The sequence below is a fragment of the Streptomyces sp. UC4497 genome, assembly GCF_054871485.1.
In genome coordinates, this window is sequence record NZ_JBTYHB010000009.1 from 121,247 (window position 1) to 139,317 (window position 18,071).

The 18,071-nt window shown below is 69.6% G+C and carries 12 protein-coding genes; 8 read left to right on the forward strand and 4 right to left on the reverse strand.

From position 1 onward, the window contains the following. The first annotated feature begins 79 nt into the window (after positions 1–79). A complete protein-coding gene (locus tag ACYSUO_RS15115; RefSeq protein ID WP_461776604.1) occupies positions 80–859 on the forward strand; it encodes an IclR family transcriptional regulator in 780 nt (259 codons plus the stop codon). Between the two features lie 100 nt (positions 860–959). Next, entirely contained in the window at positions 960–1,424 is a 465-nt protein-coding gene (locus ACYSUO_RS15120) for an SsgA family sporulation/cell division regulator (RefSeq protein WP_385758954.1), read from the forward strand. Positions 1,425–1,491: 67 nt separating this feature from the next. Here ACYSUO_RS15120 and ACYSUO_RS15125 read toward each other — a convergent pair whose 3' ends face one another. Then, on the reverse strand, positions 1,492–2,850 hold the full coding sequence (locus ACYSUO_RS15125) for a YibE/F family protein (protein ID WP_461776605.1): 1,359 nt from the start codon (positions 2,848–2,850) through the stop codon (positions 1,492–1,494). Between the two features lie 234 nt (positions 2,851–3,084). On the opposite strand from ACYSUO_RS15125, the gene thiC reads away from it, so the two are divergent. After that, positions 3,085–4,860, forward strand: coding sequence for a phosphomethylpyrimidine synthase ThiC (gene thiC / locus ACYSUO_RS15130; protein ID WP_461776606.1), 1,776 nt, complete (start codon positions 3,085–3,087; stop codon positions 4,858–4,860). A 70-nt stretch (positions 4,861–4,930) separates the two neighbouring features. On the opposite strand, the gene ACYSUO_RS15135 is transcribed toward thiC, so the two are convergent. The 3 genes from ACYSUO_RS15135 to ACYSUO_RS15145 all read right to left on the reverse strand — a co-directional run bounded on the left by ACYSUO_RS15135 (position 4,931) and on the right by ACYSUO_RS15145 (position 8,346). Next, on the reverse strand, positions 4,931–5,755 hold the full coding sequence (locus ACYSUO_RS15135; RefSeq protein WP_461776607.1) for a hypothetical protein: 825 nt from the start codon (positions 5,753–5,755) through the stop codon (positions 4,931–4,933). A gap of 182 nt (positions 5,756–5,937) precedes the next feature. Next, entirely contained in the window at positions 5,938–7,014 is a 1,077-nt protein-coding gene (locus ACYSUO_RS15140; protein WP_461776608.1) for a metallophosphoesterase, read from the reverse strand. 219 nt (positions 7,015–7,233) lie between these two features. Then, the gene (locus ACYSUO_RS15145; protein WP_461776609.1) at positions 7,234–8,346 is read right to left on the reverse strand and encodes a LacI family DNA-binding transcriptional regulator; all 1,113 of its coding nucleotides are present in this window, start codon (positions 8,344–8,346) and stop codon (positions 7,234–7,236) included. Positions 8,347–8,713: 367 nt separating this feature from the next. Between ACYSUO_RS15145 and hisC the strand changes: the two genes are divergently transcribed. The 5 genes from hisC to ACYSUO_RS15170 all read left to right on the forward strand — a co-directional run bounded on the left by hisC (position 8,714) and on the right by ACYSUO_RS15170 (position 17,974). Beyond that, positions 8,714–9,793, forward strand: a complete 1,080-nt coding sequence (gene hisC, locus ACYSUO_RS15150; RefSeq protein ID WP_461776610.1) for a histidinol-phosphate transaminase — start codon at positions 8,714–8,716, stop codon at positions 9,791–9,793. 203 nt (positions 9,794–9,996) lie between these two features. Further along, the gene (locus tag ACYSUO_RS15155) at positions 9,997–11,571 is read left to right on the forward strand and encodes a cytochrome ubiquinol oxidase subunit I (RefSeq protein WP_461776611.1); all 1,575 of its coding nucleotides are present in this window, start codon (positions 9,997–9,999) and stop codon (positions 11,569–11,571) included. A 13-nt stretch (positions 11,572–11,584) separates the two neighbouring features. After that, positions 11,585–12,589, forward strand: coding sequence for a cytochrome d ubiquinol oxidase subunit II (gene cydB / locus ACYSUO_RS15160; protein ID WP_461776612.1), 1,005 nt, complete (start codon positions 11,585–11,587; stop codon positions 12,587–12,589). Positions 12,590–12,669: 80 nt separating this feature from the next. Further along, positions 12,670–16,170 (forward strand): thiol reductant ABC exporter subunit CydD, encoded by a 3,501-nt coding sequence (cydD, locus tag ACYSUO_RS15165; RefSeq protein WP_461776613.1) that lies wholly within the window; start codon positions 12,670–12,672, stop codon positions 16,168–16,170. A 73-nt stretch (positions 16,171–16,243) separates the two neighbouring features. After that, entirely contained in the window at positions 16,244–17,974 is a 1,731-nt protein-coding gene (locus ACYSUO_RS15170) for a GAF domain-containing sensor histidine kinase (protein ID WP_461776614.1), read from the forward strand. Positions 17,975–18,071: the final 97 nt, after the last annotated feature.

Below are 18,071 nucleotides of genomic sequence, written 5' to 3' on the forward strand. Positions count from 1 at the left end.
AGAGTCCGGAATTCGATGGCTTTAGCCCCCTGCGAGCCTCGAACACGCGGGGGTTCCCCACGCGCATCGGGAGTGAACCTTGGCCACGGTCGATACCGCACCCGCCGCCGCCCCGCAGACGCTCATCGGCTCCGTACAGCGGGCCATGCGACTGCTCGAGGCGGTCGCTTCCCATGACGACGGGGCGCCGGCCAAGCAGCTCGCGCGGGAAGCCGGCCTCGCCCTTCCCACCGCGTACCACTTGTTGCGCACGCTGGCTCACGAGGGATATCTCCGCCGGGAGAACGGCGTCTTTGTTTTCGGTGACGCCGCCGAGCGTTTGAGCAGCAGCGGAGCACAGCAGAATCGTCGCAGCATGATCACCGATGCGCTGCGGCACTGGCGCGACACCATCGGCGTCCCGGTCTATTTCGCGGTCTACCGGGACGGCGAGATCGAGCTCGTCGCCGTCGCCGACACCCCGGCCAATCCGGCCGTCGAGGAGTGGGCCGACTTCCGGGAGACCGGCCATGCCCACGCCATCGGCCAGTGTCTGCTCTCCCAGCTCGACGAGGAGGCCCGCAAGGACCACCTCGACCGCTACCCCGCGCAGTCGATCACTCCGTATTCGGTCCGTGACGACCGCGCTCTGCTACGGAAGCTGAGCCGGTTGGGCCGCATGGAACCGGTCGTCGAGCGTCAGGAGTACGCGCTGGGCACTGCCTGTGCCGCGTTCCCCGTGACGATCGGCTCGACCGCGGCAACCTTGGCCATTTCTCTCCCTACCCATCAGGCGGAGAAACTGCTGCCCACAGCCCGTCGGTTGCAGCACGAGATCGGCAGGCTGGTAGGAACACTCGCCTTCTCTATCAGCATTTGAAAACTCACTCCTTGTGATCCTGTGTGTACGTTGAGCAAGATGCCAGCAGTGTCAGGGAGATGATTCCTGGCCAATCGACGGCAAGTTGACGGGGTAGGCGATGCGCGAGTCCGTACAGGCAGTCCAAGCAGAGGTCATGATGAGCTTCCTCGTCTCCGAGGAGCTCTCGTTCCGCATTCCGGTGGAGCTCCGGTACGAGTCCACCGATCCGTACGCCGTGCGGCTGACCTTCCATCTCCCCGGAGACGCGCCTGTGACCTGGGCGTTCGGTAGGGAGCTCCTCGTCGACGGGGTCAACGGGGCCAGTGGCGAAGGGGATGTACAGGTCACACCGGTGGAGCGGGTGGGTGGCGCCGTCGGCGAGATGCCGGGAGAGGTGCACATCAGGCTCCAGGTCGGGGCGGACCAGGCCCTGTTCCGGGCCGGGGTCGCACCGCTCGTCGCGTTCCTCGACCGGACGGACAAGCTCGTCCCGCTGGGCCAGGAGGAGACGGGCGCGGACTTCGAGTCCGATCTCGACGAGGCTCTCGACCGGATCCTCGCCGAGGAGCAGAGCGCGGGCTGACTCCCCATCACCCGTACAACGACGTAACGCTTCAGCAGCGCGGTGCACCCGAGCAGTTCCGCGCCCTTCAGCGTTTACGCCGCCGACCTCCGCCACCGCGTCCAGGAGCGGGAGCGGCCTTCGCGGGCTCCCGTGTCTCCGGACGGTCGTCCCGTGTGTCCGGGCGGTCGGCGGAGACCACGAGCGCGGCCAGGACGGTGGTCACCGGCACCGAGGCGACGAGGCCGATCGAGCCGACCAGCGTACGCACGATCTCCTCGGCCACCAGCTCGCTGTTGGCCACGTCGGCGACGCTGCTCTGCGCGATCGAGAAGAGCAGCAGCAGCGGCAGCGCGGCGCCCGCATAGGCCAGGACGAGCGTGTTGACGACGGACGCGATGTGGTCGCGGCCGATGCGGATCGCCGCCCGGTACAGGGCGCGCCGGCCCAGCGTCGGGTTCGCCTCGTGCAGCTCCCACACGGCGGAGGTCTGCGTGACCGTCACGTCGTCGAGCACACCGAGCGAGCCGATGATGACGCCGGCGAGCAGCAGACCGCTCATGTCGATGTCCGGGTACAGGCCGTGGATCAGTCCCGTGTTGTCGTCGGTGTTGCCCGTCAGGGCCGCCCAGCCGATGAACAGCGAGCCCAACAGGCCGATCAGCAGCAGCGATACGAGGGTGCCGAGCACGGCGACGGAGGTTCTGGCCGTCAGGCCGTGACACATGTAGAGCGCGATCAGCATGATCGCGCTGGCTCCGACCACCGCGACGACCAGGGGGTTCGACCCCTGCAGAATCGCGGGCAGGATGAAGAACGTCAGCACCAGAAAGCTGATCGCGAGCGCGACCAGTGCCATGACGCCGCGCATCCGGCCCACCACGACCACGGCCAGGGCGAAGATTCCGGCCAGCAGCACCATCGGAACCTTGCGGTTCACGTCGGTGACCGAGTACTGCAGCTCCTTCGGTGCGTCCGGCGCGTAGGCGGCGATCACCTTCTGGCCCTCGTGCAGCTGCCGGGGTGAATCCGGCTGGACGACCTCGGTGAACGTGCGGCCCTTGTCCTTGCCGCCGTCGATCCGGATCGTCGCGTTCTCGCAGGTGCCACTGGTCTTCTGTTCGCCTGTGGTGCCCTGCTGCGCCGTGGGGTCCCCGGTCGGGCTCTGGCCCTGGGCGTGCACGGACGAGCAGTCGACCTTCTCGACCCGGGTGACCGTGGCCTGCTGCGTCTGGCGGTCGAAGCCGACACCGCTGCGCTCGTGCGGCGGTGCGCCGCCCGGCCAGAGCACCGCGAGGCCCACGACGACCGCGACCGAGAACGGGATCAGGACGGCCGCGATCACCTTGCGCAGGTGTCGCGAGACAGGAGCCGCTGGGCCGTGGCTGTGGGAGTGCCCGTGCGGCGGGTGGGACGGCGGAGCTGGGGGCTGCTGTCTGGTGGTCACCGCCAGATCATCGCAAGAACGGAGGGGGCCCTCTGGTCAACGCGGCGTACGTCACGTTAGCGTGGAGGCGCTTTTGCCATCGCGGGAGCTCGGAGCACCGGGCTGAGAGGGCGCTGACCTTCGTCCCAGCGCGTTTCACGTGAAACAGCGTGGAGCTGCGCGACCAGGGACGGATACGGCTGCGTCGACCGCTGAACCTGTTACCGGGTAATGCCGGCGTAGGGAGTAGGTCTCATGACCACAACGGACGCGCACACGCCTGCCTCCAGCTCGACCGAGGAGGCCGGCCGGTCCATCGGCTGGCACAAGGGGTACATCAGGGGCTCGCGCCCCGACCTCCAGGTGCCGGTCCGTCAAGTGCACCTCACCAATGGGCAGTCGGTGACGCTGTACGACACCTCAGGTCCGTACACCGACCCGACCGTCGACACCGATGTCCGCCGCGGTCTCGCGCCGCTGCGGGAGAACTGGATCATCGCTCGCGGCGACACCGAGGAGTACGCGGGCCGCCCCGTCCGCCCCGAGGACGACGGCGTCAAGCACACCTCGCCGCGCGGCGGCCTCCGCAACCTCGACGCGGTCTTCCCCGGCCGCCCGCGCCAGCCGCGCCGCGGCCGGGACGGACAGGCCGTGACCCAACTCGCGTACGCACGCCGGGGGGAGATCACCCCGGAGATGGAGTACGTGGCCATCCGGGAGAACGTCGCGCCGGAGGTCGTGCGCGAGGAGATCGCGGCGGGCCGGGCCGTGCTGCCCGCGAACGTCAACCACCCGGAGATCGAGCCGATGATCATCGGCAAGCGGTTCCTGGTGAAGGTCAACGCCAATATCGGCAACTCGGCCGTGACGAGCTCCATCGAGGAGGAGGTGGACAAGATGACCTGGGCGACCAAGTGGGGCGCCGACACGGTCATGGACCTCTCCACCGGCCGCAACATTCACACCACGCGTGAATGGGTGCTGCGCAACTCCCCCGTCCCGATCGGCACCGTGCCGCTCTACCAGGCGCTCGAAAAGGTCGACGGCAAGGCCGAGGAACTGACCTGGGAGATCTACAAGGACACGGTCATCGAGCAGGCCGAGCAGGGCGTGGACTACATGACGGTCCACGCGGGCGTCCGCCTCCCGTTCGTCCCGATGACCGCAGACCGCAAGACCGGCATCGTCTCCCGCGGAGGCTCGATCATGGCCGCGTGGTGCCTCGCGCACCACAAGGAGAGCTTCCTCTATGAGCACTTCGAGGAGCTCTGCGAGATCCTCGCGGCGTACGACGTCACGTACTCGCTCGGCGACGGCCTGCGCCCCGGCTCCATCGCGGACGCCAACGACGAGGCGCAGTTCGCGGAGCTCCGGACGCTCGGCGAGCTGAACTCGATCGCCAAGCGGCACAACGTGCAGACCATGATCGAGGGCCCGGGGCACGTCCCGATGCACAAGATCAAGGAGAACATCGACCTCCAGCAGGAGATCTGCGAGGAGGCGCCGTTCTACACGCTCGGCCCGCTGACCACCGATGTCGCCCCGGCGTACGACCACATCACGTCCGGGATCGGCGCCGCGATGATCGCCTGGTGGGGCACGGCGATGCTCTGCTACGTCACGCCGAAGGAGCACCTGGGCCTGCCCAACCGCGACGACGTGAAGACCGGCGTCATCACGTACAAGATCGCGGCGCACGCGGCGGACCTCGCCAAGGGGCATCCGGACGCGCAGGCCTGGGACGACGCGCTCTCCGACGCCCGCTTCGAGTTCCGCTGGGAGGACCAGTTCAACCTGGCCCTCGACCCGGACACGGCACGGGAGTTCCACGACGAGACGCTGCCTGCGGAGCCCGCGAAGACGGCACACTTCTGCTCGATGTGCGGGCCGAAGTTCTGCTCGATGAAGATCTCGCAGGACATCCGGCGGGAACACGGCACCACATCCTCGGAGATCGCGGAGGGCATGGAGCAGAAGTCCAAGGAGTTCGCACAGGCCGGCAACCGCGTGTATCTGCCGATCGCCGACTGACGGCATGACGGTGGGGCCCCTCGTGCGCGAGGGGCCTCGTCGTCGGTCACGGTCCGGTGCCGCCGGAGGATCAGTCCGGCTGGTGGTCCGGGCCGCCGAAGTCCGGGCTGGAGAAGTCCGGGCTCGAATAGCCTGCACGCTGGCCCGTGGCCGTGCCGCCGCCGTCGGGGCTGCTGAACCCCGGCCTGTTGTAGCCGAGTTGTGGCATGCGCCCGCCGGAGCCGCCGCGGCCCCCGAGGGGCGAGCCGCCGCCCGCCGAGGGATCCGCAAGGGCGTCCCGCAGGAACGGCAGGATGCCCCGGTCCAGGAGCGCGACGCGCCAGGCTTCCCTGGCCTGCTTCACTTCCTCGCTCGCCTCGCCGTGCGCGCTCGCCTGGAGCGATGTCGATCCATTGCGCAAGGCCGCGAGCAGCAGGCAGACGGCCGCGACGAAAATGCTTGCCGCGGCGATCACGCCGAATACCCAGCCGAAGGTGCGCAGGGTCCTGGCGAGGCCCGGCACCGGGTTGAGCATGCTCAGGATGTAGCCGACGAGCAGAAAGATCACGGCTGCGGTCCCGGCGAGGACAGGGGCGAGCACGACGGCGACCACGGCGACGCCGGGTCCCGTGCTCTCCCCGCTGGATTTGCCTCCTTCTCGTAGCGGACGCAGGAGCCGCGGCGTGGAGCGCAGTTCCTCGCGGACCTTGACGTAGCGCTGGTACTCGTCGGCGGCCGCCGTGTTGATCAGTGCGGCGGCGCCGAGCGCCATGGTGCGCAGCTGCTCGGGGTTGAGCCGCTGGCCCACAGCGGCGAGTTCAGGCCTATTCGGTGCGGTACGCAGCGCGTCATCGAGGATCCGCTCGAACTCGGGGCGGTCCTCGTTCAGCAAATGCGGAGCGCTGTTCATGTGCATCCCCCGATGCTCCGTAGGGCTTGGTGGCCCGCATGGGTGCGAGCCGTCGGGCAGAAACGGAGGGGAGCCTGCTACGGATAAGCCGATGGTAGAGCTGTCACGGCACGCGGTGACAGGGGGTTTCCGGAAATTGGCCCTGCGGCCGGTCGGATCCTCCGCTTTCGCGCCTGCCCCGCGAAGTCTCAGACATCCATGGGGAGTTGCTGGACGAGCAGCTTTCCGGCCATGGTGACGCCGCCGTCCATGGCGATGGCCAGCCCGTTCGCGTACACGTGCGGGCCCTCGACGGGGGGCCTGCTGTCCTCGCTGTCCCCGTCCTCACCACCGACCTCGCCGAGCAGGTACGGGATCGGGCTGTGGCCGTGCACGATGCGCGAGCCGCCGAAGGCGTCGAGGAGCTGCCGCGCGGCGCTGGGCCCCGATTCCTCGTCCTTGAACGCGAACCGCTTGGTGAACTTGCGGAACAGGTCCCAGCACTCGTCCGCGTCATTGCGCGTGAGGGTCTCGCGCACCGTGTCGTTGACGGCCTCGATGGAGTCGCCGTAGTCGAGATACGCGGTGGTGTCGGAGTGCGTGAGCAGATGGTCGTCCTCGATCTCGATCGCGTCGAGCCGGGACATCCACTGCAGATGTACGTCCTGGAGGCGGTCCATGTCGGCCTTCTGCCCGCCGTTGAGCAACCAGGCCGCCTGGAACGTGGCGGTGCCCGCCCCGGAGTTCACGGGCGTGTCGCCGAACCGCTTCGCGCCGAGCAGCAGCAGCTCGTGGTTGCCCATGAGCGCCTTGCAGTAGCCGCCCGCGGCCGCCGCCTCGGCGGACAGCCGCATGACGAGGTCGATGACGCCGATCCCGTCGGGCCCGCGATCGGTGAAGTCGCCGAGGAACCACAGGCGCGCGGTGCCCGCCGCCCAGTTGCCCTCCGCGTCGATCAGGCCCTTCTCACGGAGCGCGGCGAGCAGCTCGTCGAGGTAGCCGTGCACATCGCCGACGACGAACAGCGGGCCGAGGCCCTCGTCCCCCGTGGGCGCGGGCTGCGCCACCTCGACCTGGACGGTGTCGCCCCGGTTGATGACCGGCAGGTCGCGCTCGGTCGGCGTGTACCCCTCGGGAAGGACCTCGGGATTCTCTGCGCCGGGCGCGGGGACGTCGGGGTCCGTCGGCTGCACGTTCGCCGGTACGTCATGGACGTACGCGGGAACACGGAAGTCGCGCAGCGTCTCCGTCTCCGCTGCGGATCCCGGACCGGCCCCCTGAGTCATCGACCCCTCCACCACCATTGCGCCGCCTGTGCACCGTATCGGACTGCCTGGTCGCAGCGGCCCGCGGTGTCGTGCGCCCATCATAGGAATGCGGCTCGCGCTGTGTGATGCACCAGGGGTGGTGAATCGGTGACGGGCGGCTGATCGCCGTGCATTTCTCCCGAATTGGTGTGGACTTTTCTCTTCGGAGGAGTCGGTGGAGGGGGCGGGCGGGGGCGGTCAGCCCTGTCCCGGAGACCGGGGAGGGCTGACCGTGGTGCGGTGCGGGCGTCGCTGGGACGAGGTCCGCACGATGAGTTCGGTCGGCATCACCTGCTCGACCGGCTGGTCGGAATCGACCCCTTCGATGGCGTCGATGAGGAGCTGCACGACGGACGTCCCGATCCGCCGCGGTTTGAGCGAGAGGGTGGTGATGGGCGGTTCCGTGTTCGCGTAGACCATCGACTCGCTGCAGCACACCAGCAGCAGGTCGTCCGGGACCCGCAGCCCGTAGCGGCGGGCGGCGGCGAGCAGATCGGTGCCGTTGGGATCGAAGAGGCCGTAGACCGCGTCGGGGCGGTCGGGCCGGGCGAGCAGCCGGTCGGCGGCGACGGCGCCCGCGCACGGGTCGTGCGCGGGGTACGACTCGTAGACCGGTTCCTGTCCGATCCGCTCGCACCAGCGCAGATACGCCGAGGTGGAGAGGTGTGTGTACGTGTCGGTGGTGGTGCCGGTCAGCAGGCCGATACGGCGGGCGCCGGACTCGGCGAGATGGTCGAGGATGCCGAGCACGGCGGCCTCGTGGTCGTTGTCGACCCAGGCGGTCACGGGCAGGGTGCCCGCGGGACGTCCGTCGGAGACGACGGGCAGGCCCTGACGGACCAGCTCGGTGACGACCGGATCATGGTCGGAGGGGTCGATGACGACGGTGCCGTCGAGGGCGACGTTCGACCACACGTCATGGCGTGAGGTGGCGGGCAGGATGACGAGGGCGTACCCGCGGGCGAGCGCGGCGGAGGTGGCGGCGCGCGCCATCTCGGCGAAGTACGCGAATTCTGTGAAGGTGAAAGGTTCATCCCCGTACGTCGTCACGGTCAGGCCGATGAGGCCCGATTTCCCGGTACGGAGCGTGCGAGCGGCCGCGGAGGGGCGATAGCCCAACCGATCGGCGACTTCGCGGACGTGGCGTCGGGTGGCGTCCGGGAGCCGGCCCTTACCGTTGAGCGCATCGGACACGGTCGTGATCGAGACCCCGGCGGCTGCGGCAACGTCTCTGATGCCTGCCCGGCTCGGCCGGGTGCCCCTGCGGGTCGTCTCTGCCCGGCTCACCTGGTGCTTCCCTGCTGCTGTCATGGCGAGCCGATAGTAGGGCTCATTCGGCTGCATGGTGGGGGCGCATATGCAGGCGTTGACAGGCACGTTTCTGCAAGGTGATGACCCATCATCAACCTTTAAATAAAAGGGAGTTGAAGGTTCAGGGTATGGCACTTCGTTCGTCGTCACCCAGGGGCCTGCCAAGTCGGCGATGTTGCGAGTAGGTCTCAACTCACCTTCACGGGTGATGCGCGCCACGGCGCGAGCCACCGGCGCGCGCCAGGGCGAAGGGCGCTCCCCCCTCTCCGCACGCCTTGCGGAGGGGCCGGGACCCGGGCCATTGGGGAGCGCGGCGAATCCTCTTAAGGTGAGCAGTATTGGAACGGTGCCCACAAGGAGGACTGCGGTGAGCGAGATCAACCCCAAGCTGCGTGCGGAGCTGGCGGGGATCCCTGCCTACAAGCCCGGCAAGCCGGCCGCCGCCGGGGGGCCGGTGGCGTACAAGCTGTCCTCCAACGAGAATCCCTATCCTCCGCTGCCCGGGGTGATGGAGCAGGCGATCGCGGCCGCCGGCACCTTCAACCGCTACCCGGACATGGCGTGCACCGGCCTGATGAACGAGCTGTCCGACCGTTTCGGTGTGCCCGTCTCGCACCTCGCCACCGGCACCGGCTCGGTCGGCGTCGCGCAGCAGCTGCTCCAGGCGACCTCGGGTCCTGGCGACGAGGTCATCTACGCGTGGCGGTCCTTCGAGGCGTACCCGATCATCACGCAGATCAGCGGCGCGAAGTCGGTGCAGGTGCCGCTCACGCCGAGCGAGGACCACGACCTCGACGCGATGATCGACGCGATCACCGACCGCACGCGCCTCATCTTTGTCTGCAACCCCAACAACCCCACGGGCAATGCCATCCGCCGGGCCGAGCTGGAACGGTTCCTCGACCGGGTGCCCTCCGATGTCCTGGTGGTCCTCGACGAGGCGTACCGGGAGTTCATCCGCGACACCGAGGTGCCGGACGGCGTCGAGATCTACCGGGACCGGCCGAACGTGGCGGTGCTGCGGACCTTCTCGAAGGCGTACGGGCTCGCGGGGCTCCGCGTGGGCTTCGCCATCGCGCACGAGCCGGTCGCCGCGGCGCTGCGCAAGACGGCGGTCCCCTTCGGTGTGAGCCAGCTCGCACAGGACGCGGCGGTGGCCTCGCTGCGCGCGGAGGACGAGCTGCTCGGCCGGGTCGGCTCGTTGGTGGCCGAGCGCACGCGGGTCGTCGAGGGGCTGCGGGCGCAGGGCTGGACGGTGCCCGAGACGCAGGCCAACTTCGTGTGGCTGCGTCTGGGGGAGAAGACGGTGGACTTCGCGGCGGCCTGTGAGCAGGCGGGCGTGGTCGTGCGGCCCTTCGCGGGCGAGGGTGTGCGCACCACGATCGCGGAGACCGAGGCCAACGACATCTTCCTGCAGACGGCCGCGGAGTTCCGCAAGGAGCTCTGACCTGCCCCGCGTTGGGCGGAGATCGTAGACGAAGGGGGTCCCCCGAAGTTAAGGGGGACCCCCTCTCGTATGCCGACCACCAGTACGACATAATGCTTGTGAATGTGAACGCGTTCACAAGCGTGTCCTGGTTCCTCCCAGGATTTGTGGGATTAAAGGGGCAAACTGCCGCTGTGACCACGGCGATGTAAGGAGAAGACGCAGTGGACCCGACAACGGTCGCCCTCGCGCCGGAGACCCTGGCGCGATGGCAGTTCGGCATCACCACCGTCTACCACTTCCTGTTCGTCCCGCTGACGATCTCCCTGGCCGCGCTCACGGCAGGCCTGGAGACCGCATGGGTGCGCACGGGCAAGGAGAAGTACTTCCACGCCACGAAGTTCTGGGGGAAGCTTTTCCTGATCAATATCGCGATCGGTGTGGCCACCGGTCTCGTGCAGGAGTTCCAGTTCGGCATGAACTGGTCGGACTACTCGAAGTTCGTCGGTGACGTCTTCGGCGCCCCGCTCGCGATGGAGGCGCTGATCGCCTTCTTCTTCGAGTCCACCTTCATCGGACTGTGGATCTTCGGCTGGGACAAGCTGCCGAAGAAGCTCCACTGCGCCTGCATGTGGATGGTGTCGATCGGCACACTGGCCTCGGGCTACTTCATCCTGGCGGCCAACTCCTGGATGCAGCACCCGGTGGGCTACGAGATCGACCCGAAGACCGGCGTGGCCCGGCTCAACGACATCTGGCACGTCCTCTTCCAGAACACCGCGGTCGTCCAGTTCGCGCACACCATCTCCTCCGCCTTCCTGACCGGCGGAGCCTTCATGATCGGCGTCTCCAGCTTCCTGCTCTGGAAGATCAAGAAGCAGAAGGAAGCCGGCGAGAAGGTGGACCGCAAGCGGACCATCACGCTGCGCAGCTCGCTCCGGCTCGGTCTGGTCACCGCGATGATCGCGGGCGTCCTGGTCGCCCTCTCCGGCGACCAGCTGGCCAAGGTGATGTTCAAGCAGCAGCCGATGAAGATGGCGGCGGCCGAGGCCCTGTGGGACACCGAATGCCCCGCACCGTTCTCCATCTTCGCCGTCGGCGACGTGAGCAAGGGCCACAACTCCGTCGAGATAGAGCTTCCGGGCCTGCTCTCCTTCCTGGCCGACGACAACTTCTCCAGCTGTGTCCCCGGCATCCACGAGACCGCCAAGGCCGAGGCCGAGAAGTACGGCGGTCAGCCCGAGGACTACGTCCCCAACATCTTCGTCACCTTCTGGGGCTTCCGCCTGATGATCGGCATCGGGCTCACCGCCGCCGTCGCCGCGGGCGCCGGATTCTGGCTGACGCGGAAGAAGCGATGGCTGTTGCCCGAGCATCGAAGGGGTGAGGACGAAATCCCCAAGCTGATGCTCACCAACAAGAAGGAACTCGGCCCGACCGTCACGAAGTGGGGCTGGCGGGTCGGCATGGCCTCGTTGATCTTCCCCTTCATCGCCAACTCCATCGGCTGGATCTTCACCGAGATGGGCCGTCAGCCCTGGGCCGTCTTCGGACTGTTCCGGACCGCGGACTCGGTCTCCCCCGGTGTCAGCCAGACCGAGATGGCGATCTCGCTGACCGCGCTGACCCTGCTGTACGCGGTGCTGTTCTGGATCAACGTACGGCTGATGAAGAAGTACGCCGTCAAGGGTCCCGACACGGACGAGGAACCGCCGACCAAGGACCCGAAGCTGCGTGGTCCTTCGGGGGACGACTCCGATGACGACGACGCCGACAAGCCACTGACCTTCGCGTACTGAGAGGAGAAACGCCATGGGCCTCAACGACTTCTGGTTCCTTCTGATCGCCGTTCTGTGGACCGGCTACTTCTTCCTCGAAGGCTTCGACTTCGGGGTGGGCATCCTGACGCGGCTGCTCGCGCGCGACAGGACCGAGCGGCGCGTGCTGATCAACATCATCGGGCCGGTGTGGGACGGCAACGAGGTCTGGCTGCTCACCGCGGCCGGCGCGATGTTTGCCGCGTTCCCCATCTGGTACGCGACGTTCTTCAGCGCCTTCTATCTGCTGCTCGTGATCGCGCTGCTGCTGCTGATCGTGCGCGTGCTGTCCTTCGAGTACCGGCACCAGCGGCCCGAGGAGAGCTGGCAGCGCAACTGGGAGCTGGTGCTCTTCGTCAGCTCGCTGCTGCTGCCGTTCCTGTGGGGCGTGATGTTCGCGAACATGGTGCACGGCGTTCCGATCAACTCCAAGCAGGACTTCGCCGGTTCGTTCGGTGACCTGCTGACCTGGTGGGGGCTGCTCGGCGGGCTCGCCTTCACGGCCGTGTGCACGCTGCACGGGGCGGTGTTCACCGCGCTGAAGACGGACGGCGACATCCGGGTGCGGGCGCGTGCGCTCGCGACGAAGTCGGGTGTGGCCACCGTGCTCCTGGGCGGCGGGTTCCTCGCTTGGATCCAGGTCGAGCGCGGGACGGCGTGGACCGCGGTGGCGTTCGCCGTGGCGGTCGTCGGGCTGCTCGGGACGCTCGTGATGAACGCCAAGGGACGCGAAGGCTGGGCGTTCTCCTTCAACGGGGTCGCGATCGCGGCCGTGGTGGCGGCGATCTTCCTGGCCCTGGTGCCGAACGTCATGCCCTCCTCGCTCAACGATGCGTGGAACCTGACGATCGACAACACGTCCTCGGGTGCGTACACGCTGAAGGTCATGACCTGGGTCGCGGGGATCATGACGCCGCTGGTCCTGCTCTACCAGGGCTGGACCTACTGGGTGTTCCGCAAGCGGCTCAGCACGAAGAGCATTCCTGCCGGGGCGCACTGAGCGCCTGCTATAGGGCGCACTGAGCGCCTTCGCTCCGTCCTCGCCCCGTCTGCGTTCGTCTACGTGAGGGTGTGTTTCACGTGAAACCGATCGACCAGCGTCTGTTCCGGTACGGCCGGGCCTCGCGCCTCTTCCTGATCGCGGTGGTGGTGCTAGGCGCCGCCGGGGCGGGCCTGGTCATCGCGCAGGCGATGCTCATCGCCGAGGTCGTGGTGGGCGCGTTCCAGCACGGCCTCGACGTGGCCGAACTGCGGTCGCCGCTGCTGTTGTTGGCGGCGGTCGCGGTCGGGCGCGGGCTCGTGGCCTGGCTGACCGAGCTGGCCGCGCACCGGGCGAGTGCGGCGGTCAAGTCGGAGCTGCGCAGGCGGTTGTTGGAGCGGGCCACGCTGCTCGGTCCCGGGTGGTTGAGCGGGCAGCGCACCGGTTCCCTCGTGGCGCTCGCGACGCGTGGCGTGGACGCCCTCGACGACTACTTCTCCCGCTATCTGCCGCAGTTGGGGCTCGCGGTGGTGGTCCCGGTGGCGGTGCTCGCCCGCGTCGTCACCGAGGACTGGGTGTCGGCGGCGATCATCGTCGGCACGCTGCCCCTCATCCCGATCTTCATGATGCTGATCGGCTGGGCGACCCAGTCCCGGATGGACCGTCAGTGGCGGCTGCTCTCCCGGCTTTCGGGCCACTTCCTGGACGTCGTCGCGGGCCTGCCGACGCTGAAGGTGTTCGGCCGCGCCAAGGCGCAGGCCGAGTCCATCCGCAAGATCACCGATGAGTACCGCAGGGCGACGATGCGCACCCTGCGGATCGCCTTCCTCTCGTCGTTCGCGCTGGAGCTGCTGGCCACGCTGTCGGTCGCGCTCGTCGCCGTGACCATCGGCATGCGGCTCGTGCACGGCGAGATGGATCTGTACATCGGGCTCGTGATCCTGGTGCTCGCGCCCGAGGCGTATCTGCCGCTGCGACAGGTGGGCGCGCAGTACCACGCGGCGGCCGAGGGGCTCGCCGCGGCGGAGGAGATCTTCGCGGTGCTGGAGTCGCCGCTGCCCGAGACCGGTACGAGGGAGGTCCCCTCGGTCGGCGGAATCGGGTTTGAAAGCGTTTCTGTTCGCTACAAAGGGCGGTCATCGGACGCCGTCTCGGATGTCTCCTTCAAGGTGGCCGAGGGCGAGACCGTGGCCCTCGTAGGGCCGAGCGGAGCGGGCAAGTCGACGCTGGTCAGCGCCCTGTTGGGTTTCGTACGCCCTTGTAGTGGACGGATCTCCGTCGGCGGCGTCGACCTCGCCGAGGTGTCGCGCGAGGCGTGGCACGCGCGCGTGGCGTGGGTTCCGCAGCGGCCGCAGCTGTACGCCGGGTCGATCGCGGACAACGTACGGCTCGCGCGACCGGACGCCGATGACGCCGCGGTGCTCGCCGCGCTGCGGGAGGCCGGGGCGCTGGAGTTCGTCGAGGCGCTGCCCGAAGGCGTGGCGACCGTGCTCGGGGAGGACGGTGCCGGGCTCTCGGCCGGGCAGCGGCAGCGGCTCGCGCTGGCGCGGGCGTTCCTCGCGGACCGGCCGGTCGTGCTGCTCGACGAGCCCACGGCCGCGCTGGACGGCGGGACCGAGGCGGGCATCGTCGACGCGGTGCGCAAGCTCGCTGTGGGGCGGACCGTGCTGCTCGTCGTGCACCGTCCCGCGCTGCTCGCCGTCGCGGACCGGGTCGTACGGATCGAGGCGCCTGGCGCGGTGCCGGCGCAGGTGCGTGGCGCCGCGCAGGGGAGCCCGTCCGCGCAGGCCCTCGCCGACGCCGTCGAAGCCGCCCCGGTGGAAGTGCCCGGCGACGGGCCTGTGGACCGGCGCCATGTGCTCGCGCGGCTGCGTGACGCCGCCAGGCCGCGCCGCTCGCGGCTCACCCTCGCCCTGCTGCTCGGCGCGCTCGCGCTCGGCAGCGCGGTCGGCCTGATGGCGACGTCCGGATGGCTGATCTCGCGGGCCTCGCAGATGCCGCCGGTGCTGTACCTGATGGTCGCGGTGACGGCCACGCGCGCGTTCGGCATCGGACGGGCGATCTTCCGGTACCTGGAGCGGCTCGTGTCGCACGACGCGGTGCTGCGGATGCTGGCCGACACGCGGGTCGCCGTCTACCGGCGCCTGGAGCGGCTCGCGCCCGCCGGGCTGCGGACCCAGCGGCGCGGTGACCTGCTCTCCCGGCTCGTCGCCGATGTGGACGCCTTGCAGGACTACTGGCTGCGCTGGCTGTTGCCCGCGTCGGTCGCCGCGCTCGTGGGCGTGGGGTCGGTGGCGTTCACCGCGTGGATGCTGCCCGCCGCGGGCGCCGTGCTCGCGGTCGGGCTGCTGCTCGCCGGCGTCGGGGTGCCGCTGCTGTCGGGAGCGGTGTCCCGGCGAGCCGAGCGGAGGCTGGCCCCCGCGCGCGGGGTGCTCGCCACGAAGGCGGCCGAACTGCTCACCGGAACCGCCGAACTGACGGTCTCGGGCGCCCTGCCGCGACGTACGAAGGAGGCCGCGGAAGCCGACTCCGTGCTGACGCGGATCGCCTCTCGCGCCGCCACCGCGACCGCGCTCGGCGACGGGCTCAGCGCGCTGATCACCGGCCTGACCGTGGCGGCCGCCGCGTTCGTCGGCATCCAGGGCGTGCGCACCGGGCAGCTCCACGGGGTGTCGCTCGCGGTCGTCGTCCTGACGCCGCTCGCCGCGTTCGAGGCGGTGCTCGGCATGCCGCTCGCCGTGCAGCACCGCCAGCGCGTCCACAAGAGCGCCGAGCGGGTCTACGAGGTCCTGGACGCGCCGGAACCCGTACGCGAGCCCGAGCGGCCCGCACAGGCGCCGCAGGACCCCTTCCCGCTCGCCGTGCACGGCCTCACCGCCCGCTACGAGGGACAGGAGCGGGACGCGCTCGCCGGCCTCGATCTGACGCTGGAGCGCGGCCGCCGCGTCGCCGTCGTCGGCCCGTCGGGGTCCGGCAAGACGACCCTCGCGCAGGTGCTGCTGCGCTTCCTCGACGCGGACGCCGGGACGTACACGCTCGGCGGTGTCGACGCGTCGGCCCTCGACGGCGACGCGGTCCGGCGCATCGTCGGGCTGTGCGCCCAGGACGCGCACCTCTTCGACAGCAGCCTCCGCGAGAACCTGCTGCTCGCCAAGAAGGACGCCACCGAGGACGACCTGTGGGCGGTGCTCGGCCGCGTACGTCTTCGGGAGTGGGCGCAGGCGCTGCCGGACGGGCTCGACACCCTGGTGGGTGAGCACGCCGCACGTCTCTCCGGCGGCCAGCGGCAGCGGCTCGCGCTCGCCCGCGCGCTGCTCGCCGACTTCCCCGTCCTCGTGCTCGACGAGCCCGCCGAGCACCTGGATCTGGAGACGGCGGACGCGCTCACCGCGGACCTCCTGGACGCCACGCGGGGGCGGACGACCGTGCTGATCACGCACCGGCTCGCCGGTCTGGAGGCCGTGGACGAGGTGCTCGTGCTCGACGGGGGCCGGGTCGCCCAGCGCGGCGCGTACGCCGAGCTCGTCGCGGTCGACGGGCCGCTCCGGGAGCTTCGGCGTCGGGAGGGCGCGGCGGAAGCGTTGGTCGGCGCGGAGAGCTGAGGACCCGCCTCGTCCCTCCTGCCCACCCGGATCCCGACTTTCCTCGCCAATTGGCACTAATTAGGCTCGTCACATGGCAGCACCCACGGACCCCGGCGCCCCGCCTCCCGCCGAGCCCGCCGCGGCTTCCCTGGAGGCGGCGACCGAGGCGACACGCAGCCTGCACGGGCTGTCGGCCGAGCTGACCGCCCGGCTGCCGCAGCTCCTGGAAGCGATGCGTTCCGTGGGCACGGGCCTGGAGCTGCACACCACGCTCGACCGGATCTGCGAGACGGCCGCCGAACTGACCGACGCCAAGTACGCCGCGATCGGCGTCGTCGACGAGGACGGCGAGGGGCTCTCGGACTTCGTCTACTCCGGAGTCGACGAGGAGACCGCGCGGCTCATCGGGCGGCTGCCCGACGGGCACAGGGGGCTGCTCGGCGCGCTCATCCACGACCCCGTGACGGTGCGCCTCGCGAACCTCGCGGACGACCCTCGCTCCTGCGGCTTTCCCGCGAACCATCCGCCGATGCACACGTTTCTCGGGCTCCCCATCCGCGTACAGGGCGAGATCTTCGGAAATCTCTACCTCACGGAGAAGCACGGCGGCGGCGAGTTCAACGACGACGATCTGAACATGGTCCGCGTGCTCGCCACGGAGGCGGGCATCGCCATCGGCAACGCGCGCCTCTACGAAGCGGCCAAGCAGCGCGAGCGGTGGATCGACGGCTCGGTCGCGGTGACCACCGCGCTTCTTTCGGGCGGCGACGCCGACGACGCGCTCCAGGTGGTCGCCGAACAGGCCCGGCACCTCTCGGACTCGGCGGCCGGCATAGTGATGCTGCCCGCGGAGGAGGACGGCATGGAGATCGTCGCCGTCGACTCGGACGGGCCCTCCACCGCGCTCGGCGTGATCGTGCCGCCGGAGAGCGAGATCATCTCCGAACTGCTCGAAGGACAGGCCGTGTTCGTCGACGACGCGGCCACCGACCCCCGCATGCTGACCGGCCTCGCGCAGGACTACGGGCCGTCCATGATGCTGCCCCTGCAGAGCGGCGGTCGGGTCCTGGGGACGTTGGTGATGACCCGCGCGCGCGGGGGGCGTCCCTTCTCCGAGGCGGAGCGCACCCTGGCCACCCAGTTCGCTTCCCAGGCCGCGCTCGCCCTGGTCTCGGCCGACGCGCAGCGTGACCGGGAGCGTCTCGCCGTCCTGGAGGACCGCGACCGGATCGCGCGCGATCTGCACGACCTCGTCATCCAGCGCCTCTTCGCCACCGGGATGATGCTGGAGACCGCCCAGCGCCGCTCCGTGGTGCCCGAGGTCCAGGACGGCGTCGGCAAGGCGGTCGACGAGTTGGACACCACGATCCAGGAGATCCGCACCGCGATCTTCGCGCTCCAGCAGGGGCCGGCCGAGGCGCCGTCGAGCCTGCGCACCAAGGTGCTCCGCGAGATCAACATGGCCGCCGTGCCGCTCGGGTTCAAGCCCTCGCACCGCTTCCTCGGGCCCGTCGACACGGTCGTCGGCGAGCTCACCGGCAAGCACCTCATCGCGGCGCTGCGCGAGGCGCTGTCGAACGCGTTCCGGCACGCGGAGGCCGACCGCATCGACGTCGTCGTGGACGCCACCGTGCTCCTCCCCGACGGGCGGCAGGGCGTCCGTCTGACGGTCGCGGACGACGGCGTGGGCATCAAGGAGGGCGGGCGGCGCAGCGGCCTGAAGAACCTTCAGAAGCGGGCCGAGTCGCTCGGCGGCGCCAGTTGGCACGGGGCAGGGCTCGACGGGGACGGTACGACGGTGGTGTGGCAGGCGCCGTACTGAGGGGTGTGCGGCTGCTGAGGTCCGCCCCGGTTTGGCGGTACGTTGCTGCGCCGTACGGGGCACCTGTTCCCCCGCCCGTACCAGCCCCACAGGAAGC